The organism is Ruegeria sp. S84 (assembly GCF_056583445.1).
In genome coordinates this window covers 3,266,389-3,290,658 of record NZ_CM152618.1, presented here as the reverse complement: position 1 = coordinate 3,290,658, position 24,270 = coordinate 3,266,389, and the positions used below count along the sequence as shown (strand labels likewise).

Genomic DNA, 24,270 nt, shown 5'->3' with positions numbered 1-24,270 from the left:
TCACCGACATTCTGTGCGGCTCTGCCCTTGTTTGGACGATTGCCCTTAACAATCGGTTAGTCCCTGAGGGGTTATGACGGTTGCTGAACAGATTCATGAGGACGGCATGACCGACGCAACTGCGGATGAGGCGGAAGCCCCTAAAAAATCAGGGAAAAAAGGCCTTCTGCTTGGGCTGATTCTGGCTATCGCGGGCGGTGTTGGCGGCTATTTCATAACTGCATCCGGCCTGCTTCCCATAGGTGGGTCCGAGATGGTGAAAGAGGCCAAAAAGAAAGGCGAAGACGCTTCCGTAAAGGCACTTCCCGATGTGAAATTTGTCGATCTTCCGCCGGTGATAATCTCGGTCAAGTCAGATGATTCGCGACATTTGAAATTTCACGCGCAGCTTGAAGTGAACGCGGGCTACGCCGCCGAGGTTGAAAAGATGCAGCCGCGAATCATGGACGTTCTGAACAGCTATTTGCGCGCCCTTGAGTTAACCGATCTGGAAGATTCTCTGGCTTTGATGAGGATCCGCGGACACCTGCTACGACGCATTGGGATCGTCGTGGGCGAAGGCCGCGTGCGTGACGTTCTGGTCATGGAATTTGTACTGAATTAGGAGGCGATGGTGGAGTTGATTGCCGATATTCTTCTGGTTGCGGGCGCTCTTGGGGCTGGTCTGTATTGTTTCGTTCTGTCGCGACGCCTGAAGCGGTTTACCGATCTTGAGAAGGGTGTGGGTGGCGCCGTTTCCGTGCTGTCCTCGCAAGCAGAAGAGTTGCGAAAATCGCTGGATAGCGCGCGTCAGGCTTCGGATGATTCCGGCACCGCGTTGCAGACGCTGACCGAACGGGCGGAAACCGTCGCACAACGGTTGGAGCTTATGATGGCCTCGATGCACGACGTCGTTCAGGAAGAGCCCTCTGAGCCGGAAGTTCCCATGGATCAGCCAGATGACGCACCTGCTGAGGGCAGGTCTGAGCAGCCCGGCGAAGCACAAGAAACTGTATCCGATCCGTCTGGTGAACCAACTGAGGTCTCGACTGAGCCATCGGAAGCACCACCAGAGCCGCCCGCAAAGAAACCAGAAGGCCTGATGTTCTTTCGGCACGCCGCACCATCTGACGGAGCAGCGAAATGAGTCGCAACCGGGCAAAAGCGCCTGATCGCCGAGCGCGCGGCGGTGTTCTGACCGTCATTTCCTTGCTGATGGTCGGCTCTGCGATTATTCGCATCGGGCTTGAGGCCGGGCCTGCACTTGCCCGCGGCGCGGAACCAAACATGGCCTCGCCCGTCGGTGGTGAACGCAAAGAGGCGAATGCGGCAGATCTACAATTGCTGCTTACGGAACTATTGCGCCGTGAAAAGACTCTAAACCAGCGTGAAAGCACGATTTTGGACCGGGAACGGGCGCTCGACATTGCCGATCAGGCCATCGGAACCCGGCTCACCATGCTGGAGGACGCCGAGAACGCTCTCCGTGAAACGGTGGCGATTGCCGAAAAGGCCGCCGAAAACGATCTGACACAACTGACTGACGTGTATCAGAGCATGAAGCCCAAAGATGCCGCCGCGTTGTTCGAAACGATGGACGCGGTATTCGCCGCTGGCTTCCTGTCTCGCATGCCACCGGAAGCTGCCGCTGAAGTTATGGCCGGTCTCAGCCCCGAGGCTGCTTACACCATCAGCGTGATCATGGCCGGGCGCAATGCACGTGCCCCTCAGGAATGACCCTCATGGCCATATCTATCTGCACCCTCAACGCTGGAGACCTTTCATGATCGGGCTCATCGGAATTGCCGTCATCTTTGTCATGGTATTCGGCGGCTACCTTGCCGCAGGCGGCAAGATGGCCATCATTATGAAATCACTGCCCTTCGAGATGATGATGATCGGAGGGGCAGCAGTCGGCGCATTTCTGATCAGCAATGATATCGGCGGCGTAAAACACACCGCCAAGGATATCGCGAAAGTTTTTAAAGGACCCAAATGGAAGCCCGAGGATTATCGCGATCTGTTATGCTTGTTGTTCTCTTTGATCCGGATCGCACGCGCGAACCCGGTCGAGGTAGAGCAGCACATTGAAGAGCCAGGAAGCTCATCGCTATTTTCCGCATATCCCAAGATTCAAGCCGACAAAGAAGCGGTGGACCTGATCTGTGACACCATGCGCTCGGCGGCGATGAACTATGACGACCCGCACCAGGTTGAGGAGGTGCTGGAAAAGCGGATGGAGGCGAACTTCCACCATGCCATGCATTCAAGCCACGCGCTGCAAACCGTTGCTGACGGGTTGCCCGCCCTGGGGATCGTGGCCGCCGTTCTGGGTGTGATCAAGACGATGGGATCAATCGACCAACCACCGGAAGTCCTAGGTAAGCTGATCGGCGGCGCGTTGGTTGGGACGTTTCTGGGGGTTTTTCTGGCTTATGGATTGGTGGGTCCTTTCGCGGGCAAGCTGAAATCTGTTGTTGAAGAAGACAACCACTTTTACCAACTCATCAAAGAGGTTCTGGTGGCTAATCTTCACAACCACAACGCGGCCATGTGTATTGAGGTCGGCCGCCAGAACACACCGACCCACAACCGGCCCGGTTTCTCGGAACTTGAAGACGCGCTTAAGGAACTCAAGCAGGCTGCAGCATGATCCGCGCATTGTCTTTGGTCTTGCTCACATGGGGCACAAGCGCGTCAGCACAGGCTTTGACCGTGCGATCGGGCGAGCATGAGGGATACACGCGTCTGGTGGTACAGGTCCCCTCTGGCACCGGTTGGATGTTGGATCCGGTCGAGAACGGCGCGCGGCTGAGCATTGGCATCGATAATGCGACATTCAACACTGCAGCTGTCTTCGACCGCCTGTCGGGGAACCGTCTGCAATCGCTTCAACAGGTCGGGCCAGGTGCAGCGTTGGAGATGACATTTGGGTGCGACTGCGTGGCAACGGCATTTCTGCATCGCCAAACTATGGTGGTCATAGATATCGCACCCGACCAGGGTACACCTGCAAATGACCCGGTAGAGCCAGAGGCACTTCCCAGGACTGCAAGTATCCCGGCCCCAAAACCCTTACCTACTGATATTCCAGCCACCGAACTGGCCTTGCCTTTGCTGCAGTTAAATCAACGAAATTTTGAGGAGCAGTTGGCATCACGTATATTGCAAAGCGCTGATCGAGAGGTTGTTGATCTTGAACTGGCAGGTGTCGGACGCAGGGAATCGTCCAGTTTTGGTCCGCTGCGATCTTCGGAAAAGCTGGTGCCAAATCTGCGACTGTCTTCAGTGCTCAATGAGGTTTCGGGGCTGGGCAATCTGGCAGTTCCTCAGATTGATAGCAAACCGGAATGTATCACGGACAGCGAACTGGGTTTTGAGACATGGTCGGGCGCTCGATCATTTTCCGAGGATGTGGCCGAATTGCGGGTCGGGCTATTTCAGGAATTCGATCGTGTCGACCAGGCGTATGCAATGGATTTGGCGAAGCTCTATACGTATTTCGGGTTCGGTGTAGAAGCGCACCAAGCCCTGTCTTTGTTGTCGGAGACCTCGGTTGAGCAGCGCAGAGTAGCGGCCATCGCATCAGTGATGGACGAGTTGCCTGCACCGACGCCGAACCCTTTGGAAGGGCAGCAAAGATGTGATGGTGCCGCCGCACTCTGGGCGCTTTTGAGTGAGGGTAAACTTCAATCCGATGCGCATGTGAAAGCGATCGAACGCAGTTTTGGTCGGCTGCCGTGGCATCTCAGGCAACATCTCGGCCCGGATATCGCCGAGATGTTTGTCTCGGCAGGCCGGCTTGAAGCATCGCGCCGGATCTTGCGTGCGGTCGATCGGATCTTAGAGGACGAACCCGCTGATGTAACCTTTGCCCAAGCTAAAATCGCGGATGCTGCAGGGGATACCGATACCGCAGAAACGCTGTTGACCGAGGTCATATCGGCGCCCGATGCCGCGACCGATGCGCCGTTGGCACTTGCGCGGTTGATCGAAAAGCGGTGGTCGGACCGGGGTACGGTCTCGCCCCGCGACCTCGATTTAGCTGCAAGTTATGCGCGCGAGCTTCGGAAGTCCGAACTTGGCCCGATGTTGGCGCGTGCACACGCTTTGGCGATGGCTTTGTCGCAGGATTTTACCGGAGCTCTTGCCAGTTTTGAGGATGTCTCAGATTCCGACGAATGGCAGAGGACACGAGATCAGGTGTTCCAATTGCTGGCGGAGCGGGCGGACGACATTACTTTCCTGCGCCATGTGATGGAATTGAAGGACAGGCGACGCAACGCGCTGACGGTCGAAACTGCCGTGTCCATGGCAGAGCGATTGGCTGACCTTGGGTTTTCAGCGCAGGCTTACGCGCTGGCAAACCGACCGCAAGATCGGGAACGCAGCCGTGATCGTGCTCGGCTTCGGGCAAAGGCGGCTCTGTTGGGCAACCGTCCCCGTCAGGCGCTGCTGGAAATCGCGGACGATTCCTCGGACACCGCACAAGAGTTACGCGCCCAGGCCATGATGCAAACACAGGATTTCGATGCCGCCGCGCACGCATTACAGGCAGGCGGGAAGCACGAGATGGCCGATCGATACAACTGGTTGGCGGGCTCCGGCGGTGCGGATGAAGAGAGGTCAAACACCTTCACCGATTTGTCCCGCATCCGAACGTCCCTGATCAAGCCCGTTGCGCGGCAGCCGGACAAGCCGTTGTCGGACGCCGCAACGCTATTACAGGACAGCACCAACGCACGCGCGCAGATCATTGAAATGCTTGAGACAGTGCGCGCAATTGACCCGAACTGAACCTTGGAAGTCTGTTCTTGCAGGGACAGGTGTAACTGATTTGGCCTGTAGGCTGATAGACGCCAAAATCAGCCTCTAACAAAGGTATTGAATTCATTTGGACTTCCTATGCGTTAATCCATGATGCCCATGGGACAGTGGCGGTAAACTCAGTGAACGTGTCGAAGATCTACAGCTGGCTCAATGATCATTCAGGACCACCGCACGCGTTCAAGTGTGCTGGTTCTTGGACAACTCTATCTGAAATTACGATCACCACATCTGCCCTTGGTAAACCAGGCCGAGTGACTCAGACGTTCTGAAACCGTATTCCAGGGCATTACGGTTGCCACATCGGGATCCTGCAGACCCGCCCCAGAGATTTGTTCAGCCCAGATGTGAACATGCACCGCCAAAACAGCCGCTACAATTGGCATTGCGTATTGTGCCGGGGACATGGTCTGGGGTTGGCCCCAAGTTAGCTCGCCCTTTCCAGCATCGCTACGTCAATCCAACCAAACTTGGCCAGTTGATGAAGGATCAAACTGCTCCGATCACAAAAGCTCGGGTGTGAATTTTCACAGGCTGATCTCCGGTTTGCGGACGAGTCGTCTTGAGGAATTTAGCCATATGTACGAACCGGCATGTGCTCTGCCCCCGACGTGAACTGTCAAGAACAGAGACTATTTAACCGGATTTATTCAGTATGGGGCCTCCACATCATTCATCGAGACGTAGACTGTCTTCATCTCGCTGAAGTGGTTGATTGCCAGTTTCGAGTTCTCGCGACCGACACCCGACATCTTAGATCCGCCGAACGGTGCCTCTACCGGGGCCAGGTTATAAGTGTTGATGTAACAAGTCCCCGCCTCAAAACCTGCCACGATGCGGTGGGCGCGGGTTAGGTCGTTGGTGAAGACGCCGGCGGCCAGACCGAATTCGGTGTCATTGGCACGGGCCAAAACCTCTTCTTCGGTGTCGAAGTCCAGCACCGACATCACGGGGCCGAAAATCTCTTCGCGCGCGATTGTCATATCGTCCTTAACATCGGCAAAAACCGTGGGCTGCATATAGAAACCATCGCCTTGGACCCGTTCGCCGCCATAGATCAGCCGCGCGCCTTCGGCCCTCCCCTTTTCGACATAGCCAAGCGCGATATTCATCTGGTTTTCGCTGACCATCGGGCCAAAGTTGACCTCTTCATCCATCGGGTCGCCGATTTTCGCCGTAGCAAGGCGTTCAGACAGGCGCTTAAGGAACGCTTCCTTGATTCCCTTTTGCACAAAAACTCGAGTGCCGTTGGAACAGACCTGTCCCGAGGAGTAGAAATTTCCCAGAATGGCGCCTGACACGGCATTTTCGATGTCGGCGTCGTCGAACACGATCATCGGGGACTTGCCACCCAATTCCATGGTGACATGTTTCATGCCATCGGCGGCAGCAGCGTACACCTTGCGGCCCGTTGGAACCGACCCTGTTAGCGAGACCTTGGCCACTCGGGGGTCGGTCACCAGGCTGGCGCCTACATCACCGTAGCCCTGAACAACGTTATAGACGCCTTTGGGTGCACCTGCCTCGATCAAAATCTCGGCTACTTGCAATGCCGACAGTGGAGTAGTCTCGGAAGGCTTGAAGATCATTGTGTTTCCGCACACCAACGCCGGGGCACCCTTCCAGCAAGCAATCTGCGTCGGGTAGTTCCATGCCCCAATGCCCACACAAACGCCCAGCGCCTCGCGGACGGTATAGACAAAATCCCCGTCTGCCAGAGGGATATGTTCGCCGGTCAGCGAGGCCGCCAGACCGCCAAAATACTCCAGCGCATCCGCGCCGCTGGTAGCGTCGGCCACCAGCGTTTCCTGCAGAGGTTTGCCGGTATCATGGGTTTCGATGATCGATAAGTCACGATTGCGATCCCGCATGATGTCGGCCGCGCGTCGCAGCACACGGCCTCGCTCGGTGCCCGATAGGGCAGCCCAAGCCGCTTGGGCCGATTTTGCGCTGTTTAGAGCCTTTTCAACAATCTCAGGCGTGGCGGAATGTAGCCGTGCGATGACCTCTCCGGTGGCGGGGTAGATAACGTCGATGGGCGCGCCATTGGTGTCCTCGACATACTCGCCATCGATGAAATGGCTGGCCTTAGGTTGAAATTTCATGCCGGTTCCCTCTGTGTTCAGAAATCTCTTTAGGCAAAAAGATCGCGTGCGTTGAGGATCGAATTATCGATTATTGACTGATCAGTCAATCAAGCCGCGGATTGGCAGGTTCTCGCCTAATCCAAAGGGTCTTCCCTTGAAACGAAAGGTTAATGTTCTATTTATGTTCTACATAGTCAGAGGATTACCCGATGGCCCAGAACATGCGAAATTCCGCCCTGAGCGGCCCGACAAACGACTATCACCTGCTGCCAGTTACAGATCGGCAGATGCGCTTTGCCCGCGCCATCGCGCAACAATCAGCGCTTGAGATTCCGGTCGAGGCGCAGCGTGACCGCAAATCCCTGTCGGACTGGATTTCAGCCCATAAGCCGCATGATCCGTCGCCCTTTGCAAACTACCCAACAGGTAAGCAGGTTGCTTTTGCCGAACGTATCTCGCGCAGCAAGCGTCGCCCGATCCCGTCCGAGTGTTTCCGCGACAAACAAATGATGTCGCGCTGGATCGATCATAATAAATAGATCCCTCTATTTGCCGTGGTTGCGCGCGTATAGCGCGACGGCGGCGGCCACAAACATGCCCAACAGGATGTAACCCGTCACAGCCTCGGCCACAGCCAGCCCACGGCAAAAGCCGGTTGGGGACATGTCCCCATATCCGACCGTTGTGAAGGTGACGTATGAGAAATACAGAATATCGGCTGGCCCTTCAGCGCCGATCACACAATGATCGTTATATCCAAACGCGCCGTAGACGGCTGCGAAAAGGAACGGCACGACCTGAATGAAGGACACCCCCATCAGGAACAACAACCTCCGGGGAGATTTCACCTGGGTCATGTAGTACCAGGACTGCGAGGCGATCCAGATCAGAAGGCCTACCGAAGAAAGAGTGCCAATGGTGTCGCCTGCAGTAGCTTCGTTCAGGCGCGACAGACCGTACCACGCAAGAAAGCTTGCCAAGACCAGCCCAAGCGCCGCCAGCAAAGTTGATTTCCATTCTTCCAGGGTTCTGGGTTCGTGGGTCATGAGCGCTCCGTCGGTTGGGCTTGCGCACAATCATCCGATTTCAAACGTGGCCTGCAAGCTGATTTCAGTCAGAACCCAGATGTTCCTCGCCCCGCGCGCGGGCCAGCTGTATCTGCTTTTGCCGCTCGCGAAACCGCGCCTTGTCCTGTTCTGAAGTCTCATTGATACACCGATGGCAGGATACGCCATGCTCGTATTCAGGGCGTTTCACATCTTCGGGCAGGATCGGGCGACGGCAACCATGGCATAGCTTGTGCGGCCCCTCGACCAGACCATGACCAACTGAGACGCGGTTGTCGAAGACAAAACACTCACCCTGCCAAGTGCTGTCTTCGGGTGGCGTTTCTTCCAGATACCTAAGGATGCCACCCTTCAGGTGATAGACATCCTCGACCCCTTGCCCCAGCAGATAATTGGTGGATTTTTCGCACCGGATGCCACCCGTGCAGAACATGGCAACGCGTTTGTTGTGAAAGCGGTCCTTGTTCTGTTCCCACCACGCCGGGAAATCGCGAAAACTGGCTGTATTAGGGTCTATTGCACCCTCGAATGTGCCAATCGCCACCTCGTAATCGTTGCGGGTGTCGATCAACACCACATCATCTGATCGGATCAGCGCGTTCCAGTCCTCAGGCTCGACGTAATTCCCGACATTTGCGCGGGGATCGACATCGGGCTGGCCCATCGTCACGATCTCTTTCTTCAACCGCACCTTCATCTTGCCGAAGGGCGGATTGTCCGAGGTCGCCTCTTTCCACTCAAGATCACTGCATCCTGGCAACGCACGGATATGCGCCAGAACCGCATCGATACCTGCGCGGGGTCCGGCGATGGTGCCATTGATCCCTTCTTGCGCCAGCAGCAAGGTGCCTTTCACCGACTGCGCGCGGCAAAGCTCGTGCAAAGCCGGGCGTAGCGCATCGGGGTCGGGAAAACGCGTGAAATGATAGAGGGCAGCGATTGTGTACATGTGGGCGATCTAATGCCCTTGGCAAAAACACACAAGAGACCGCATTGACGATACCCGCTGCGCACCATACCGATAACACGACTTTAGGAGGCCAGCATGTCCCACGCCCTGCTCGTTATCGATGTTCAGAATGACTTCTGCCCAGGCGGCGCGCTTGCCGTTGCCGGAGGGGACGAGATCGTCGCACCGATCAATGCGATCATGGATACGTTCGATACGGTGATCCTGACACAGGATTGGCACCCGGCGGGGCATTCTTCATTCGCCAGTTCTCATACTGGCAAAGCGCCGTTCGAGATGATCGACATGCCTTATGGCCCTCAGGTCTTGTGGCCCGATCACTGTGTTCAGAGCAGCGCAGGCGCGAACTTCCATCCGGATTTGCGAACAGATGGCGATCTGATCATCCGCAAGGGATTTCGCAGCGCTATCGACAGCTATAGCGCGTTTTTCGAAAACGACCATTCCACGCCCACTGGTCTAAAAGGCTATCTTGAGACGCGCGGGATCACGCAGCTGACCATGGTCGGTTTGGCGACAGATTTCTGCGTGCATTATTCGGCGGTAGATGCGGCACAGCTGGGGTTTGATGTCACTGTCTTAAGCAACTTGTGCCGCGCCATTGATATGGACGGATCTTTGGCTGTCGCAGAGCAGGCCATGCGCGCAGCAGGTGTGACACTGGCCTGAGGATCAAAGCGCGGCACCATGCTCGGCCAGCAGTTTCAGAAACACAAACAGGATCACGGCAAGACCTAACGCGAAACCGATACGCCCAGAAACCGTGCGACGCTTTGGACGCACTGGTCTTGGGCGTGGCGCTTGCAATGGTCGCTCGGGCATTTTCCGGTTCACGGTCCCGGGCTTTGCGGTCCTGATATGGCCCAAGAAGTGATGGAAATCGAACTCACCACTATACTCTCCCTGGACACCCATATTCCGGATATTCGCAAAAAGACGCTTTAGGATCAGGAGGCGATCTTCAGCCTCTTCTGGCCGAAAATAACCTCGGGCAAGATGCCCATCCGACTCGTCCAGGCTAAATCCTGATTCCAGAAATATTCTGCGAATCTTGGGCGATGCAGCGCGCAAAGCGTCTGCCGTCTTGATATCCCTGAACCGCGCCCGCACCGGGGGCCGCCCAGTTATCGATGTTTGCCCATGCTCAGGATCAACCTCATCCGGAGCTATTGCAACAATGTCAAAATCGTACTCGAGACTCATTCACTAACTTCAACCTTCAGTTCCATCCCCAGCCCTCACTAAAGCGTGAAGGAAACCCACAATAAGCCCGTAATGTGTTCTGTCGTGGGCATTGTTCCCAATTCCGCGACTCTTGCCATTTCGTGCTCCGATTGATCTAACAACGGAAATTGCAGGAGGTCCCCATGGTCGATATCGCGACGCGGGTCTACAATCATAAATGGAAGATTGACCCGATTATCCGGTCATTGATCGACACAGATTTCTACAAACTGCTGATGTGCCAGTCAGTGTTTCGAAATAAGCCCCAAACCGATGTGGTGTTTTCGCTGATCAACCGGTCGAATCACGTGCCATTGGCCCGTTTGATCGATGAAGGCGAGCTACGCGAGCAGTTGGATCACATCCGCTCGCTAAGTCTGAGTCGTGGGGAAAGCACGTGGTTGCGGGGCAATACATTCTACGGCAAGCGTCAGATGTTCCGCCCGGATTTCATGGAATGGTTCGAGAACCTGCGCCTGCCCCCTTACCATCTGGAGCGTAAGGGTGATCAGTATGAGCTGACCTTTGAGGGTAAGTGGCACGAGGTCATGCTATGGGAGATCCCGGCGCTGGCCGTACTGATGGAATTACGCTCACGCGCGGTTCTGAACGATATGCGCCGGTTCGAACTACAGGTGCTCTATGCCCGTGCAATGACACGCGTATGGGAAAAGATAGCCCAGCTTCGCACTATTGAGGGGCTTGGGATCGCGGATTTCGGTACGCGGCGGCGGCATTCCTTCCTTTGGCAGGACTGGTGTGTGCAGGCCATGATTGAAGGTTTGGGTTCGTCCTTTACCGGAACGTCCAATTGTCTGATCGCAATGCGACGCGAAGTTGAGGCTATTGGCACCAACGCACATGAACTACCTATGGTGTATTCTGCGCTCGCCGAAGACGACGCCGCGCTTGCGCAGGCGCCCTATGACGTCCTTAGCGACTGGCACGAGGAACATGATGGAAATCTGCGCATCATTCTGCCCGACACGTATGGCACCAAAGGGTTTCTGGACCGCGCGCCTGACTGGCTGGCAGGCTGGACCGGCATTCGCGTTGACAGCGGCGACCCCGCAACCGGCGCAAAAATCGCAATAGACTGGTGGAAATCACGCGGCGAAGACCCGACGCAGAAGCGAGTTATTTTCTCGGACGGGTTAGATGTGGACAAGATACGCGAATTGCACGCTCAGTTCGCGGATCAAACCAATGTCTCGTTCGGCTGGGGTACGTTGCTGACCAATGACTTCCGCGAACTTGTACCGAATGACGCATTGGCTCCCTTTTCGCTAGTCTGCAAGGCGGTCTCGGCCAATGGCTACCCGACGGTCAAACTATCTGACAACCCGGAAAAGGCGATGGGACCCGCCGAGCAGATTGAGCGGTACAAGCGCGTCTTTGGCGTTGGAGCGCAGGAGCCGATCGAAGTGATCGTTTAGCCGTGGTAGGCCGCAACCGTCTTGAGCTGCGAGAACCCATAAAGCGCCTCGAACCCTTTTTCGCGGCCGTGGCCGGATTTTCCAACGCCGCCAAAAGGCAGCTCGACACCTCCGCCCGCGCCGTAGTTGTTAATGAACACCTGCCCCGAACGCAAACCCTTGGCCAGCCGCATCTGCCGCCCACCATCTCGGGTCCAGACGCTGGCAACAAGGCCATATTCGGTGCTATTTGCTATGGTTAGAGCCTGTTCTTCGGTGTCAAACGGGATCAGAACCTGTACGGGGCCAAAGATCTCATCCCGCGCCAAGGCATGATCGGGCGGCACATCCGAGAACAATGTGGGCCTGACATATGCGCCGGATTCGGGTGCGCCAGCCGCAATCTGGCCCTCGGCGGCAATCGCCAAGTCCGAGCCTTGGTGAAGGAAACCGGTCACGATTTCTTTTTGCCGTGTTGAGATCAGCGGACCAACGCGCAAGTCCTGGACCGCCGGTCCAACGGTGAGTTCTTGATAGGCAGTCGCCATACGGGATTTCACCGCAACATAAACACCGCGCTGCACCAGAATGCGCGAAGAGGCCGAGCAGGTCTGGCCCGCATTCTGTATACCCGCATTCACCAGATACGGCAGCGCGGCATCCAGATCGGCGTCATCGAAAACCAGTTGCGGCGACTTGCCGCCCAGTTCCAGTGTCACCGGAACAACGTTTCGACCCGCCGCCTGCTGAACCAACGCGCCTGTCGCGACCGAACCGGTAAATGAGATGTGATCCACACCCGGATGTGCCGACAAGGCCGCGCCCGCCTCTGCCCCCAGACCAGGTACCACGTTCAAGGCCCCGGGCGGCAAGCCCGCTAGTATCGCCAGATGCGCGAAGGCCAGTGCGGTCAGGCAGGCCTCTTCCGCCGGTTTCAGAACACAGGCGTTACCCATTGCCAGCGCCGCCCCGACAGAACGGCCAATGATCTGCATCGGATAATTCCACGGCACGATGTGGCCGGTCACACCGTGCGGCTCGCGCAACGTGTAGACGGTATAGCCATCCAGATAGGGAATGGTCTCGCCCATCACTTTATCCGCAGCACCACCATAAAATTCGCAATACCGCGCCAATGCTACCGCATCTGCCCGCGCTTGGGTCAGCGGTTTGCCGACATCCATCGCCTCTAGCTGTGCCAGTTCATCCACTCGGTCCAGAACCAGTTGCCCTAGTCGGGTGAGAATACGCCCTCGCTCCAGGGCCGTCATGCGACCCCAATCGCCATCGCACGCGGATCGGGCGGCCCGCACTGCAGCGTCGATATCGGTTTCGCCACCTCGAGCGATCTGGCAAATTTCGGAACCGTCCGAGGGATTCACCAGCGGCAAGGTTTGACCTGACACGGGCATTTTCCATTCTCCGCCGATCAGGCAAAGGTTGGGATCGAACCAGAGGGGGTTAGTCATCGGAAGCTCCAATATCAGGCTCTATACAAGGGTTTTTCATGCAGCGCCTCGTCCAGTCTCCGGCAATTTCGGTGCCGCATTGATCAGAGTTCTTGTGTAAGGATGCTGAGGCTCTGTGAAGACTTGCTCGGTTTCACCCTGTTCCACAATCTTGCCGGCCTGCATCACCAACACACGGTCGGTGATGGTTCGAACCACGCTCAGGTCATGGCTGATGAACAGGTAAGTCAGATCGTAAGCCGCACAAAGCTCGGCCAGCAGGTCGAGAATTTGGGCGCGGACCGAGACATCCAGCGCCGAGACAGCCTCATCAAACAGGATCAACTCGGGTCGAATAATCAGAGCGCGCGCAATAGCGATACGTTGCCGCTGCCCACCTGAGAATTCGTGAATGTAGCGGCCCGCATCATCGGGGCTTAGGCCAACGGCGGGAAGCATCTCAGCGACGCGATCCTGCCGTTCAGAACCGGTTGGCGGGGTGTCCAGCAAATGAAATGGCTCGGTGATCAGGCGCGCGACCCGGTGGCGAGGATTGAAGCTGCCATAAGGGTCCTGAAACACCACCTGCATCTTGCGTCGCACTGCCAGATTGGGTTTGTGGCCGGTGAAAACAGGCTGACCATCAAGGGAAATGCGGCCTTGCTGCACCTCCTCCAAGCCCAAAATAGCTCGTGTTAGGGTCGATTTTCCACAACCGGACTCTCCAACCAGCCCTAAACGCTCCCCCCGATTCAGGGTAAAGCTGACATGATCGACGGCCCGATGATGACCGGGCGTGGCAAACAGGCGCGTTCGGGGCAGACGGTAGTCCCGCACCACGTTCTCGACCTCAAGCAACGCTCGCGGTGCAGGAGAGGTCGGCAGGTTGACTTGATGCCCCGAAGCTTCGAACAGCATACGGGTGTAAGGGTGCTGCATATGGCGCAGGAGATGATCTGTTGCGCCCGTTTCAACAACATCCCCATGCCGCATGACCACAATCTGATCCGCCATGTCTGCAACCACCGCCAAATCATGCGTGATCATCAGCAGACCCATGCCGTACTCCGACACGAGCCCTTTAAGCAGATCAAGGATTTGCGCCTGCGTGGTCACATCAAGCGCCGTTGTCGGCTCATCCGCGATCAACAGTCGGGGGCGCAATGCAATCGCCATGGCGATCACCACTCGCTGGCGCTGACCGCCTGACAGTTCGTGAGGATAACGCTTCAACGGAAACCTGTCGGTTGGCAATCCAACCCGGGCTAGAACCTCTTCGGCCCGAGCGCGCGCTTTGGCCGGGGGCATGGCCTTGTGGATCAGGATAGTCTCCATAACTTGATCGCCGATGGTCTTCACCGGATTCAGGGCAGTCATCGGCTCTTGGAAAACCATTCCGATCGCAGCGCCCCGCAGCACACAAATCTCGGCCTCAGACCGGTTCAGCAGGTTCTGGCCCTCTAACTCTAGCACCCCATCTACTTCGGCATCGTTTGGCAGCAACTGCATCACGGCAAAGGCTGTCATTGATTTGCCCGAACCGCTTTCTCCGGTCACAGCCACGATCTGCCCAGGGGCAATCGACAGGTTGATCTTCTTTAAAATCGGCGTGCCGTGGATAGCCAACGAGAGGTCCTTGATCTGCAAAAGACTCATGCGCGGGCCACCCGTATCCGAGGGTCCAACCAATCGCGCAAGCCATCACCCAGAAGGTTCAGGCCAAGAACCGTCACGATGATGGCAAGACCCGGAATCAGAGCCAAATGCGGGGCAAAACTAACCATCGTCTGCGCATCGGCCAGCATTCTGCCCCAGCTTGGCGTAGGGGGTTGCGCACCAAGACCGACATAGGACAGCCCAGCCTCGGCCAGAATGCCAAGTGAGAACTGGATTGTTCCCTGAACAATCAGCAGATTGGCGACATTGGGCAGGATATGTTCAGCCGATATCCGTGCCGCGCCTTTGCCTGACACGCGGGCGGCAAGGATAAACTCGCGCTCCCAAAGAGACAAAGCCGCGCCTCGGGTGATGCGGGCAAAAACGGGGATGTTGAAGATACCGATGGCGATGATCGCGTTAATGGCCCCGGCACCAAAGACGGCAGTGATCAGAATGGCGATGACGAGAGAGGGGAATGCAAAGACCAGATCATTGCCGCGCATGATGAATTCATCTAGCCACGATCCACTGCGCGCAGCGGCTGCCAGACCCAAGGGAACGCCCAGCGCCATACCAATCCCGACCGCGACCAGCGCCACCGCAATCGAGGTGCGCGCACCAACCATGATCATCGAGAACATGTCGCGTCCGAAATGATCGGTACCGAACCAGTGCTGCGCGCTGGGTGGCTGCAGCTTGGCCGGAATGCTCAGCGCGGCGTGGTCGTATGGGGTCCAGACAAAGGACACCAGCGCTGCCAGCACCACCAGTGAGGACAGCGTCGCGCCAAGGATCAGGTTGCGGCTCATGTCCTGCTCCTCAGCCTTGGATCGACTGCGGCATAGGCCAGATCGACAAAAAAGTTCACCATGATGACGGCAAAGACCAGCAGCATAACGACCGATTCCACGACGATCAGATCGCGCGCCGATATGGCCTGAAAAACCAGCCGCCCGAGGCCGGGTAGATAAAACACCTGTTCGATGATGATCGAACCCGCCAGCAGGAAGGAAAATTGGAGTCCAATGATCGTCAGTACCGGGATCAAGGCATTCCGCACTCCGTGTCGCCAAAGCGCCTGCCGACGCGAAAGGCCCTTGGCGCGTGCAGTGCGCATAAAATCCTCGGCCAGAATATCCAACAGAGCCGAGCGCATGACCCGCGCAAGGATCGCCGCTTGCGGCAGGGCCAGGGCGATGGCTGGAAGGGTCAACGAATGTAGACCGGTCCAAATGCCGTTCTCCCAACCCGCGAAACCGCCGGCATTGAACCAGCGCAAATTGATGGCAAAGACCAACACCAGCATCATCGCGAACCAGAAATTCGGCACCGCGATACCAAGCTGAGTCGCACCCATCACGGTCAGATCACCCGGTTTGCCGCGCCGTGAGGCTGCGTAGATACCGGCGGGGAAAGCAATCAGCGTGGAAAGGGTCAGCGCGTACAAAGCCAGCGGCAATGACACCCACAATCGATCTGCGATCATCTGCGACACGGGTGTGCGATAGGTGTAGGACGTACCAAAATCCCCAACCAGCATCCCGCCGACCCAGTTGAAGTACCGCTCGATCTTCGAGACATCGAGGCCCAGTTCAGCTCTCAGCGCAGTCAATGTATCGGCCTGCGCGTTCACGCCCAGCATGAACGACGCCGGATCACCGGGCGCGACCTCGATCACTGCAAAGATGACAACCGAGGCGACGGCCAGGCTCAGGATCAGCGACAGCAGACGTTTGAGGGCGTAGCGGAGCATTTGGAAACGTTAGGGTCACATCCCGTGTGGGTCCAGCGCCTAAGGCACGAGAAGATAGACAAAAAGAAACCCGCCAAGCCAGAATCCTTGTGGGTTTCATGGTGCAACAGTTCGCGCCGGGGCGCTGGCCATCGCCCCGGTCCAACTCTGTTCTTCTATTCGGACCAACTGATCCCGGTCAGATCGATCGCTGCCGTGGGTGCGTTTTCCCATAGCCCCTCAACACCGGCCTTGGCCACGCCAAGCTTGGCAAGTTGAAACAGGTACCCGTTGACGTAATCGGTCGAAATCAAGCGCTGTGCCTCACCCAGCAAACGTGTGCGCTCATCAGGGTCCGTGGTCGAATTCAGCGTGTCCATCAATGCCTGAAAGTCGGTGCTGTCATATTGGAAGTAATAGTCGGGCCGGGCATAAATACCGATATCCATCGGCTCGGTATGGCTGACGATGGTCAGGCCAAACTCCTTGCCCTTGAACACGCTTTCCAGCCACTGCGCCCATTCCACATTGATGATCTCGGCGGTGATGCCAATATCAGCCAGTTGCGCAGCGATGATTTCACCCCCGCGTCGGGCGTAGGAAGGCGGCGGCAAGTGCAGCGTGGTCTCGAACCCATCGGGATACCCGGCCTCGGCCAGCAGCGCCTTGGCTTTTTCCGGGTCATAGGCCGAATTGCCGGTCAGATCGACGTAAGCCGGGTTATGCGGAGCAAAATGCGTACCGATGGGTGTGCCATAGCCGAACATAGCCCCATCAATGATGGCCTGCCTGTCAATCGCGTGGGCCAATGCCTGTCGGACCAATATGTCATCAAACGGGGCTTGTTTGTTGTTGGTCGACAGAATGGTTTCCCCCTCGGTCGAGCCGACAAGAACCTGAAAGCGCGGATCAGCCTCGAATTGCGGCAGATTCTCGGGTGCGGGAAAGTTGTCGAACACGTCTACATCCTCGGCCATCATGGCGGCAAAGGCGGCGGTCGGATCCGAGATAAACTTAAACGTTGCGGTCTCTAACGCGGGCTGTTCGCCCCAATAGTCGGGGTTGCGATTCAGGATGATGCTGTCACCCTGCAGCCAGTCAGAGAAGGTGAAGGCCCCCGTGCCAACCGGGTTGGTCTTGATATTCTCGATGCTTTCGGGCGCAACGATCACCGCGTCACCCCAGGCGAGATTGAAAAGGAAGTTCCCGTTCGGCTCATTCAACGTCACCTGAACGGTCAGGGGGTCCACTACCTCGACACTTTTAATGCCCGCAAACAAAGCCTTCTGCGCATTGGCGCTGTCTTCTGCCGTGGCGCGATCAAGGGTGAACTTGACGTCCTCGGCATCCATCGTTGTGCCATCGTGAAATGTCACACCGTCGCGCAGCTTGAATGTGTAAACGGTACCGTCATCCGAGATTTCCCAGCTTTCGGCCAGCCCCGGCACCACCGAGCCATCCCCCATGAACCGGGTCAGGCCTTCGAAGATATTGGTGTAGACAACCGAATCGATAGCCTGCGCCGCAGCGCTGGTCGGGTCCAGATGCGGTGGCTCAAGCTGCATGGCGATGGTGATGTCAGATTTGGCCATGGCCTGCGTGGCAAACAGGCCCGCGCCAAGGGCTAGGGCCGACGCGAACGAGCGAAAGCGCTGCTTTGTCATGAAAATCTCTCCCCACTGAAATTGGCTAGCCCTGCTTTTTTCGGGCCGATCTGCGACCAATGTCCTCGCAAACCCGAGGTCAATCAAGGAATTGTTGGCGCAACCGGGGTTTCTTTGCGCCTGCCGCATCTGCTATGCCGCGCTGCAACATGAAACCTGCGAGGAGCGAGCATGAGCGCCACCGCCCGCAAGAAAGCCCCGAACGCCGAGGATATCCGCGCCCGGAAAGGTACTGATCCTCTGGTCTCGTTGACCGCCTACACAACACCGATGGCGCAGTTGATGGATGCGCATTGTGACTTCTGTTCTGGTCGGTGACAGCGTCGGCATGGTGTTGCACGGGTTGACGTCGACTCTTGGTGTGACGATGGAGATGATGATCATGCACGGCCAGGCCGTTGCCCGTGGTCTGGACAAGGCAATGATGGTGATCGACATGCCTTTCGCCAGCTACGAGCATGACCCGGCTCAGGCATTCCGCAACGCAGCCCGGCTGATGTCGGAAACAGGAGCTGGGGCGGTTAAGCTGGAAGGTGGCTTCGAGATGGCTGAAACCATCCGGTTTCTGGTCAAACGCGGGATCCCGGTGATGGCACATATTGGCCTGACACCGCAGTCGATAAACACTTTGGGTGGCTATAAGGTACAAGGGCGCGACGAACAGGCCGATGCCGTATTGGCCGACGCCCGGGCCGTCGCCGAAGCAGGCGCGTTTTCGGTCGTGTTAGAGAAAGTTCCGCAGGGTTTGGCAAACCGAATTACCGCTGAGATTGCGATCCCCACAATTGGCATTGGTGCCTCGGCCGGGTGCGACGGGCAAATTCTGGTGGTGGACGATATGCTTGGCTTTTTCACCGCCTTCAAACCGAAATTCGTCAAACGCTATGCTGATCTTGGCCCGTTGGCCGAAGCCGCCATTGCTGAATACGCAGCCGAGGTTCGTGCGCGAAGCTTCCCGGCAGACGAACATGTCTTTGCCGATGCCGTACCCGTCAAAGGACCCAAGTCATGACCGCGCCTATTCTGCGTCGACTGGCAGACTTGCGTGCGCTGACTCGTGATTGGCATCTGAATGGTGAGGTGATCGGAATTGTCCCCACCATGGGTGCGCTGCACCAGGGGCATCTGTCGCTGGCCGAAGCCGCGAAGACGGCTTGCGACCGGGTGATCGTGACGATCTTTGTAAACCCCAAGCAGTTCAACAACCCCGAAGACCTCGCCAACTATCCGCGCACCGAACAAGAAGACGCAAAAAAACTCACGCCTTACAACGTCGATGCGATTTACACGCCCGACCCGGATGAGATTTACCCAGATGGCTTCGCCACCACAGTCTCGGTCTCGGGTCTGACCGTCGCGATGGAGGGAGAATTCCGCCCGGGTCATTTCGATGGTGTGGCAACAGTTGTCGCCAAGCTGTTCCTGCAAACGCAAGCGGATCGAGCCTATTTCGGGGAAAAAGACTATCAGCAGCTTATGATCGTCCGCCGGATGGCCCGCGACCTCGATATTCCGATCGAGGTGATTGGTTGCCCAACGGTGCGTGAACCTTCGGGCCTCGCAATGTCTTCGCGCAATCAAAGGCTATCCGAGGATGGTCTGGCCATCGCAGCCGAAAAACATCGTATCATGCGTGCAGTTGTTCAGGCGCTGGAAAACGGCGAAGAATTCGAAGCTTTGGCTTCTCAGGCACAGGCCGATCTTTTGGCCGCCGGCTTCAACGAAGTGGAGTATCTGCAACTACGCTGCGCTGAAACGCTGGAGCCTATGACCCATGCCAAACGACCCGCACGACTGTTTGCGGCAGCCTTGGTCGACGGCGTGCGGCTGATCGACAATCTACCGGTGTCTCCGGTCTGATTTCCCCTCTGGCACGTTTGGTTGTGTTTGCGCTAAAGTCCTGCAAAACCAAAGCGGGAGGGGCGCAGGAATGACCTATATTCTGGCAATCGATCAGGGCACCACATCGTCTCGTGCAATCCTGTTTGACGCGCAAATGCAGCGCGTCGGCACTGCGCAGCACGAGTTTACACAGCATTTCCCACAGGAAGGCTGGGTTGAGCATGATGCCGAGGAGATATGGGACAGCGTTCTGACGGTTTGCCGTGAAGTGATGCAAACGACAGGTGTATCCGCGGCACAGATCGCTGGTATCGGGATTACCAATCAACGCGAAACCACTGTCATCTGGGATCGCGCCACTGGGGCCCCCATTCACAACGCAATCGTCTGGCAGGACCGTCGCACCGCTGAGATTTGCGAGCGTCTTCGCAAAGCGGGATGCGAGGATGACGTAACTGCCCAGACCGGTCTGCTGCTAGATCCTTATTTTTCAGGCACCAAGGTCAAATGGTTGCTTGATACCGTCCCCGGCGCACGCGACCGTGCCGCCGCCGGAGAGCTGCTGTTCGGCACAATCGATACCTTCCTGATCTGGCGACTGACAGAAGGGCGCGTGCACGCCACCGACGCCACCAATGCGGCCCGCACATTGCTATTCGATATTCACAAAGGGGAATGGAGTACCGAGATCTGCGACTTGCTGGACATCCCCCAAGCTTTGTTGCCCGACGTGCGCGATTGCGCCGCAGACTTCGGATCGACCTCCCTGTTTAGCGGTAATATTCCAATTCTCGGCGTGGCGGGGGATCAGCAAGCTGCCACCATCGGACAGGCCTGTTTCCAGCCGGGCATGATGAAATCCACCTATGGCACGGGCTGTTTCGCACTACTCAACACCGGTACGCAGCCAGTTGAATCGAAAAACCGGCTGCTAACGACAATTGCCTATCAGTTGGACGGGCAGAAAACCTATGCGCTTGAAGGCTCGATTTTCATTGCCGGTGCGGCGGTGCAATGGCTGCGCGATGCGTTGCAAATCATCGAAACCGCACCGCAAAGCGGTGAACTGGCCGCCAAAGCTGATCCGAACCAGCACGTTGTTCTCGTCCCTGCCTTTACTGGGCTGGGCGCGCCTTATTGGAAACCCGATTGCCGGGGCGCAATCTTTGGCCTGACTCGCAATTCAGGCCGCGCCGAAATCACGCGCGCCACGCTGGAAAGCATCGCGTTCCAGACCCGCGACCTGTGGCACGCCATGCAGGGCGATTGGGGCGCAGAGACTGACGTGATCCTGCGCGTCGACGGCGGAATGAGCGCCTCGGACTGGGCCATGCAGGGGCTTTCCGACATTCTGGGCGCCCCGGTCGACCGCCCGGTGATGCAGGAAACCACCGCGCTTGGTGCCGCATGGCTGGCGGGCATGAAAGCGGGTGTCTACCCGGATCAGGCCGGATTCGCCGAAACCTGGGATCTGGACCGGCGGTTTGAGCCTGCAAAACCCGTAGCTGACCGAGACGCGGCCTATGCACGCTGGCAACGCGCGGTTCAGGCGGCCATGGCGTTCTAACTGTGGTCCTTCATCAAGCGCTGTTTCTGCCGTGACCAGTCGCGCTTGGCCTGCGTTTCGCGCTTGTCGTGCAGCTTCTTACCTTTGGCGATGCCGATCTTCAGCTTCGCCCGACCCTCGTGATTAAAATAAAGCACCAGCGGCACCAGCGTCATGCCTTTGCGTTGGGTCGCGTTCCACAGGTTCGACAGTTCCTTGCGTGACACCAGCAGTTTACGGCGGCGGCGTTCTTCATGTTTGAAGACCTTGGCCTGCTCATAGGGCGCGATATAGCTGTTGATTAGCCATAGCTCTCCGTCATCAACCGACGCATAGCTTTCAGCAATGTTCGACCCACCGGCACGCAGGGATTTGACCTCGGACCCTTCCAGGACAATACCGCATTCGAGATCGTCTTCGATCGCATAATCGAAGCGCGCACGCCGGTTTTCGGCGATCACTTTGTAATTCGGGTCAGTATTCTGCTTCTGCTTGGCCATGACGCGTTGATTTAGGCCGCTTGCGTCCGCCTTGCAAGGCAGGGTTACGAATTGGCCGAGATTATCAGGTCAGGTCCAAATATCGTGTCAGCGTGATTGTGCAGATAAATCTTGAGCCACGGGGTAAAACGGTCGGGGTGCCGCTTCACCTCGGCCAGCAGATCGTGGTAATCGACCCAGCGGATATCCATCACTTCTTCCGGGTTAGGCTCGATTTTCAAGGCTCCACGCACATGGGCCAGAAAGACGTCGACCACCTCGTTCTCGACCATTCCGTTGCCGACATCGGCGTGATACTCCAATCGATGCCGGTATTCGGGGTAAAGTCCGGTGATGCCCAATTCTTCGCGCAGGCGCCGGACGGCACAATGCGAAGCGCTTTCGTCCCAATCCGGATGCGTACAACAGGTATTCGCCCATAGACCCGGCGTGTGGTATTTGCCCATCGCCCGGCGTTGCAGCAATATCTCGGTCCCGCGCACGGCAAACACGGACACAGCCTTGTGTCGCAGCCCCTTTTCATGCGCCTCCAGCTTGTCGACGGGTGTCAGTTCGCCCTCAACCCAAGCCGGGATCAAGATTCCCATCTGTCGTCTCCTGTTGGCGATCTCCGGTGCACATGGCCTTACCGGTTTTCCCCAAAGTGGCGCTGATTACAATGTCAATCAATCGCACGAAAGGCCGCAGGGGCTGCGGCATTTCGAAGTTCGTCTGTAAACCTGTTGGCGGAGTTACTCTCCCGAAACGCTCACGATATAGGCGTAAACGTCTTCGGCGCCCTTCTTCAGCTTGAAGGTCATTTTCGACTTGGCCGAGGTTTCCCCCAAATAGTCTTTCAAGAATGCTTTGGGGTCTTGGGCGTAGGCCACGAAAGTCTCTTCATCCCAGACCAGCCCATTTTCGCCCGCGGCCACGATGCTGTCGCCGTATCTGAAGCCTTCTTCAGTGCCGGCGGTGCGGCCTGCGATTCCGTACAGGTTCGGACCCGTCTTACCGCCCTTAACGATAACTTCACCCGCAGGGTCAGCAATCATGTGACAGGATTTGCATTTGTTGAAGGTCTTCTTACCCGCTTCGGCATCACCTTCTGCATAGACAGGAAGGGCCAGCAGACCGGCAATTGCGGTGGCAAGGATACGATTCATAGCTTTTGCTCCGATATGAATTGGCTGCACCGAATGGATCGCTGGCACAGCAGAGAGTCAACGCGCAGATTGCCGCGCGACGGCACTGTGTCACAGGCGATCGGTGTCGTACTTAACCGAAGTCATGTAACTGCGACCAGCAGGGCAGCAGGTCGCCAGCGCGGGGGGAAGCCAGATAGATAGCCCGTGCAATCGCGCGCGCAAGACAGATCGAGGCGGCATGGCCGATCATCGCCATCGCCTCGGGGCCAACCGTGCGCGCGCCGGTGCTGAGACCGAATACCAGATCTCCATCGCCAGGCGTGTGCGCAGGCACGATGGCGCGGGCGATGCCGTCATGGGCTGCTACCGCCAGACGCTGGCATTGCGGTTTGGTCAGCGCTGCATCAGTTGCAACTATAGCAATCGTGGTGTTTGCGCGATCTGGCGGAACAGAATGCATCATTTGCGCCTTGCGGCTGACAAGAAAGGAACCAAGGCCCGAGGCCGGGTCTGGCCCCAATCCACCGAACTCGTCATCGATCTCAAACGGCGCAGCCCAAAAATGCCGATCACCCGGTGTGGTTACGCTGCCAAGCGGATTGGCCGCAACCAGCGCACCGACGGTTACGCCACCCTCAAGCTTTAACGAAGCCGAGCCTAAGCCACCCTTGTGCATCGCGGCCAATGCGCCGGTACCAGCCCCCACCGAGCCCAGTTCAAATTCTGGTGAGGCGGTGAGATACGCAGACTTCCCCAGATCGCGATAAGGATTTTCGGTCCAGTTCTTATCTCCACCATTGAGTAGATCGAACAGAATCGCGCCCGGCACGATGGGCACGACGGCCGAACCGACCTGAAATCCGCGCCCCTGAGCGCGCAATGCGTCTGAAACGCCCGAGCACGCATCCAGTCCAAAGGCCGAGCCGCCGGACAAAGCAATCGCGTCGACCCGATCAACAGTTTTGTCGACCGCCAGAAGGTCGGTCTCACGCGTGCCGGGGGCGCCGCCCATCACATGAACCGAAGCTGTGAACGGGTCGTCCGCCGTCAGGACAGTTGTGCCTGATTTAAGCGTATCATCGTGCGCATTGCCAACCTTGAGGCCAGCGACATCAGTGATCAGGTTTCTGGGTCCGGGGTTCATTTTCGTCTCGCACACTGGGCCGGAAATCGCGCTGGCGCG

General features: G+C 57.3%; 23 protein-coding genes and 1 pseudogene. 11 read left to right on the top strand and 13 right to left on the bottom strand.

Features of this window, described 5'->3' with window-relative positions:
- Positions 1 to 106: 106 nt before the first annotated feature.
- Genes AC1DFB_RS16395 through AC1DFB_RS16375 form a run of 5 tightly spaced genes read left to right on the top strand, consistent with a single transcriptional unit; the run spans position 107 to position 4,776 of the window.
- The gene (locus AC1DFB_RS16395; RefSeq protein ID WP_170408545.1) at positions 107 to 604 is read left to right on the top strand and encodes a flagellar basal body-associated FliL family protein; all 498 of its coding nucleotides are present in this window, start codon (positions 107 to 109) and stop codon (positions 602 to 604) included.
- 9 nt (positions 605 to 613) lie between these two features.
- Entirely contained in the window at positions 614 to 1,126 is a 513-nt protein-coding gene (locus AC1DFB_RS16390; protein WP_223117225.1) for a DUF6468 domain-containing protein, read from the top strand.
- Entirely contained in the window at positions 1,123 to 1,716 is a 594-nt protein-coding gene (locus AC1DFB_RS16385; protein WP_480921681.1) for a MotE family protein, read from the top strand. The genes AC1DFB_RS16390 and AC1DFB_RS16385 overlap by 4 nt, the downstream gene beginning before the upstream one ends.
- 46 nt (positions 1,717 to 1,762) lie before the next feature.
- Positions 1,763 to 2,632, top strand: a complete 870-nt coding sequence (gene motA / locus AC1DFB_RS16380; RefSeq protein ID WP_170408548.1) for a flagellar motor stator protein MotA — start codon at positions 1,763 to 1,765, stop codon at positions 2,630 to 2,632.
- On the top strand, positions 2,629 to 4,776 hold the full coding sequence (locus tag AC1DFB_RS16375; protein WP_480921680.1) for a tetratricopeptide repeat protein: 2,148 nt from the start codon (positions 2,629 to 2,631) through the stop codon (positions 4,774 to 4,776). Before motA ends, AC1DFB_RS16375 begins: the two co-directional genes overlap by 4 nt.
- A gap of 680 nt (positions 4,777 to 5,456) precedes the next feature.
- On the opposite strand, the gene betB is transcribed toward AC1DFB_RS16375, so the two are convergent.
- Positions 5,457 to 6,911 (bottom strand): betaine-aldehyde dehydrogenase, encoded by a 1,455-nt coding sequence (gene betB, locus AC1DFB_RS16370; protein ID WP_170802621.1) that lies wholly within the window; start codon positions 6,909 to 6,911, stop codon positions 5,457 to 5,459.
- A 191-nt stretch (positions 6,912 to 7,102) separates the two neighbouring features.
- Between betB and AC1DFB_RS16365 the strand changes: the two genes are divergently transcribed.
- Positions 7,103 to 7,432 (top strand): hypothetical protein, encoded by a 330-nt coding sequence (locus AC1DFB_RS16365; RefSeq protein WP_170394874.1) that lies wholly within the window; start codon positions 7,103 to 7,105, stop codon positions 7,430 to 7,432.
- Between the two features lie 6 nt (positions 7,433 to 7,438).
- Here the strand turns inward: AC1DFB_RS16365 and AC1DFB_RS16360 are convergent, their stop codons facing one another.
- Entirely contained in the window at positions 7,439 to 7,939 is a 501-nt protein-coding gene (locus tag AC1DFB_RS16360; protein WP_170394876.1) for a potassium channel family protein, read from the bottom strand.
- Positions 7,940 to 8,003: 64 nt separating this feature from the next.
- A complete protein-coding gene (trhO, locus tag AC1DFB_RS16355) occupies positions 8,004 to 8,909 on the bottom strand; it encodes an oxygen-dependent tRNA uridine(34) hydroxylase TrhO (protein ID WP_480921679.1) in 906 nt (301 codons plus the stop codon).
- A gap of 96 nt (positions 8,910 to 9,005) precedes the next feature.
- On the opposite strand from trhO, the gene pncA reads away from it, so the two are divergent.
- Positions 9,006 to 9,599 carry a bifunctional nicotinamidase/pyrazinamidase gene (pncA, locus tag AC1DFB_RS16350; protein WP_170408552.1) on the top strand — a complete coding sequence of 198 codons (594 nt, stop codon included), beginning with the start codon at positions 9,006 to 9,008 and terminating at the stop codon, positions 9,597 to 9,599.
- Between the two features lie 3 nt (positions 9,600 to 9,602).
- On the opposite strand, the gene AC1DFB_RS16345 is transcribed toward pncA, so the two are convergent.
- Complete coding sequence (locus tag AC1DFB_RS16345; RefSeq protein WP_170514119.1) at positions 9,603 to 10,133, bottom strand: hypothetical protein; 531 nt, start codon at positions 10,131 to 10,133, stop codon at positions 9,603 to 9,605.
- Between the two features lie 164 nt (positions 10,134 to 10,297).
- Here AC1DFB_RS16345 and pncB point away from each other — a divergent pair, with 164 nt between their 5' ends.
- Positions 10,298 to 11,590, top strand: coding sequence for a nicotinate phosphoribosyltransferase (pncB, locus tag AC1DFB_RS16340; protein ID WP_170394888.1), 1,293 nt, complete (start codon positions 10,298 to 10,300; stop codon positions 11,588 to 11,590).
- On the opposite strand, the gene AC1DFB_RS16335 is transcribed toward pncB, so the two are convergent.
- The 5 genes from AC1DFB_RS16335 to AC1DFB_RS16315 all read right to left on the bottom strand — a co-directional run bounded on the left by AC1DFB_RS16335 (position 11,587) and on the right by AC1DFB_RS16315 (position 18,072).
- Positions 11,587 to 13,038 (bottom strand): aldehyde dehydrogenase family protein, encoded by a 1,452-nt coding sequence (locus AC1DFB_RS16335; RefSeq protein ID WP_480921678.1) that lies wholly within the window; start codon positions 13,036 to 13,038, stop codon positions 11,587 to 11,589. The genes pncB and AC1DFB_RS16335 overlap by 4 nt on opposite strands.
- A gap of 36 nt (positions 13,039 to 13,074) precedes the next feature.
- Positions 13,075 to 14,673 carry an ABC transporter ATP-binding protein gene (locus AC1DFB_RS16330; RefSeq protein ID WP_480921677.1) on the bottom strand — a complete coding sequence of 533 codons (1,599 nt, stop codon included), beginning with the start codon at positions 14,671 to 14,673 and terminating at the stop codon, positions 13,075 to 13,077.
- Entirely contained in the window at positions 14,670 to 15,485 is an 816-nt protein-coding gene (locus AC1DFB_RS16325; RefSeq protein ID WP_170408556.1) for an ABC transporter permease, read from the bottom strand. The genes AC1DFB_RS16330 and AC1DFB_RS16325 overlap by 4 nt, the downstream gene beginning before the upstream one ends.
- Positions 15,482 to 16,429: an ABC transporter permease gene (locus tag AC1DFB_RS16320; protein ID WP_170426057.1), complete on the bottom strand. Its 948-nt coding sequence runs from the start codon at positions 16,427 to 16,429 to the stop codon at positions 15,482 to 15,484. The genes AC1DFB_RS16325 and AC1DFB_RS16320 overlap by 4 nt, the downstream gene beginning before the upstream one ends.
- 155 nt (positions 16,430 to 16,584) lie before the next feature.
- A complete protein-coding gene (locus AC1DFB_RS16315) occupies positions 16,585 to 18,072 on the bottom strand; it encodes an ABC transporter substrate-binding protein (protein WP_170626742.1) in 1,488 nt (495 codons plus the stop codon).
- Positions 18,073 to 18,243: 171 nt separating this feature from the next.
- Here AC1DFB_RS16315 and panB point away from each other — a divergent pair.
- From panB to glpK, 3 genes and pseudogenes are all read left to right on the top strand, one after another.
- Positions 18,244 to 19,084: pseudogene (gene panB, locus AC1DFB_RS16310) on the top strand (3-methyl-2-oxobutanoate hydroxymethyltransferase).
- Positions 19,081 to 19,932, top strand: coding sequence for a pantoate--beta-alanine ligase (gene panC / locus AC1DFB_RS16305; protein WP_170408560.1), 852 nt, complete (start codon positions 19,081 to 19,083; stop codon positions 19,930 to 19,932). Before panB ends, panC begins: the two are co-directional and overlap by 4 nt.
- Positions 19,933 to 20,002: 70 nt before the next feature.
- A complete protein-coding gene (gene glpK / locus AC1DFB_RS16300; protein WP_170626739.1) occupies positions 20,003 to 21,481 on the top strand; it encodes a glycerol kinase GlpK in 1,479 nt (492 codons plus the stop codon).
- Here glpK and smpB read toward each other — a convergent pair.
- The 4 genes from smpB to AC1DFB_RS16280 form a co-directional block, all read right to left on the bottom strand.
- The gene (smpB, locus tag AC1DFB_RS16295; protein ID WP_480921676.1) at positions 21,478 to 21,960 is read right to left on the bottom strand and encodes an SsrA-binding protein SmpB; all 483 of its coding nucleotides are present in this window, start codon (positions 21,958 to 21,960) and stop codon (positions 21,478 to 21,480) included. The genes glpK and smpB overlap by 4 nt on opposite strands.
- Positions 21,961 to 22,004: 44 nt before the next feature.
- Positions 22,005 to 22,547, bottom strand: a complete 543-nt coding sequence (idi, locus tag AC1DFB_RS16290) for an isopentenyl-diphosphate Delta-isomerase (RefSeq protein ID WP_170394917.1) — start codon at positions 22,545 to 22,547, stop codon at positions 22,005 to 22,007.
- Between the two features lie 144 nt (positions 22,548 to 22,691).
- Positions 22,692 to 23,105 carry a c-type cytochrome gene (locus AC1DFB_RS16285; RefSeq protein WP_170394920.1) on the bottom strand — a complete coding sequence of 138 codons (414 nt, stop codon included), beginning with the start codon at positions 23,103 to 23,105 and terminating at the stop codon, positions 22,692 to 22,694.
- A 112-nt stretch (positions 23,106 to 23,217) separates the two neighbouring features.
- On the bottom strand, positions 23,218 to 24,231 hold the full coding sequence (locus AC1DFB_RS16280; RefSeq protein WP_480921675.1) for a P1 family peptidase: 1,014 nt from the start codon (positions 24,229 to 24,231) through the stop codon (positions 23,218 to 23,220).
- Positions 24,232 to 24,270: the final 39 nt, after the last annotated feature.

Excerpts from the sequence above, each read along its gene's own strand:
- motA (WP_170408548.1), top strand. The coding sequence starts at position 1,763 with ATGATCGGGCTCATCGGAATTGCCGTCATCTTTGTCATGGTATTCGGC.
- AC1DFB_RS16385 (WP_480921681.1), top strand. The coding sequence starts at position 1,123 with ATGAGTCGCAACCGGGCAAAAGCGCCTGATCGCCGAGCGCGCGGCGGT.
- AC1DFB_RS16375 (WP_480921680.1), top strand. The coding sequence starts at position 2,629 with ATGATCCGCGCATTGTCTTTGGTCTTGCTCACATGGGGCACAAGCGCG.
- betB (WP_170802621.1), bottom strand. The coding sequence starts at position 6,911 with ATGAAATTTCAACCTAAGGCCAGCCATTTCATCGATGGCGAGTATGTC.
- idi (WP_170394917.1), bottom strand. The coding sequence starts at position 22,547 with ATGGGAATCTTGATCCCGGCTTGGGTTGAGGGCGAACTGACACCCGTC.
- AC1DFB_RS16285 (WP_170394920.1), bottom strand. The coding sequence starts at position 23,105 with ATGAATCGTATCCTTGCCACCGCAATTGCCGGTCTGCTGGCCCTTCCT.
- AC1DFB_RS16395 (WP_170408545.1), top strand. The coding sequence starts at position 107 with ATGACCGACGCAACTGCGGATGAGGCGGAAGCCCCTAAAAAATCAGGG.
- glpK (WP_170626739.1), top strand. The coding sequence starts at position 20,003 with ATGACCTATATTCTGGCAATCGATCAGGGCACCACATCGTCTCGTGCA.
- AC1DFB_RS16315 (WP_170626742.1), bottom strand. The coding sequence starts at position 18,072 with ATGACAAAGCAGCGCTTTCGCTCGTTCGCGTCGGCCCTAGCCCTTGGC.
- smpB (WP_480921676.1), bottom strand. The coding sequence starts at position 21,960 with ATGGCCAAGCAGAAGCAGAATACTGACCCGAATTACAAAGTGATCGCC.
- pncB (WP_170394888.1), top strand. The coding sequence starts at position 10,298 with ATGGTCGATATCGCGACGCGGGTCTACAATCATAAATGGAAGATTGAC.
- panC (WP_170408560.1), top strand. The coding sequence starts at position 19,081 with ATGACCGCGCCTATTCTGCGTCGACTGGCAGACTTGCGTGCGCTGACT.
- AC1DFB_RS16335 (WP_480921678.1), bottom strand. The coding sequence starts at position 13,038 with ATGACTAACCCCCTCTGGTTCGATCCCAACCTTTGCCTGATCGGCGGA.
- AC1DFB_RS16360 (WP_170394876.1), bottom strand. The coding sequence starts at position 7,939 with ATGACCCACGAACCCAGAACCCTGGAAGAATGGAAATCAACTTTGCTG.
- AC1DFB_RS16365 (WP_170394874.1), top strand. The coding sequence starts at position 7,103 with ATGGCCCAGAACATGCGAAATTCCGCCCTGAGCGGCCCGACAAACGAC.
- AC1DFB_RS16330 (WP_480921677.1), bottom strand. The coding sequence starts at position 14,673 with ATGAGTCTTTTGCAGATCAAGGACCTCTCGTTGGCTATCCACGGCACG.
- AC1DFB_RS16345 (WP_170514119.1), bottom strand. The coding sequence starts at position 10,133 with ATGAGTCTCGAGTACGATTTTGACATTGTTGCAATAGCTCCGGATGAG.
- trhO (WP_480921679.1), bottom strand. The coding sequence starts at position 8,909 with ATGTACACAATCGCTGCCCTCTATCATTTCACGCGTTTTCCCGACCCC.
- pncA (WP_170408552.1), top strand. The coding sequence starts at position 9,006 with ATGTCCCACGCCCTGCTCGTTATCGATGTTCAGAATGACTTCTGCCCA.
- AC1DFB_RS16320 (WP_170426057.1), bottom strand. The coding sequence starts at position 16,429 with ATGCTCCGCTACGCCCTCAAACGTCTGCTGTCGCTGATCCTGAGCCTG.
- AC1DFB_RS16280 (WP_480921675.1), bottom strand. The coding sequence starts at position 24,231 with ATGAACCCCGGACCCAGAAACCTGATCACTGATGTCGCTGGCCTCAAG.
- AC1DFB_RS16325 (WP_170408556.1), bottom strand. The coding sequence starts at position 15,485 with ATGAGCCGCAACCTGATCCTTGGCGCGACGCTGTCCTCACTGGTGGTG.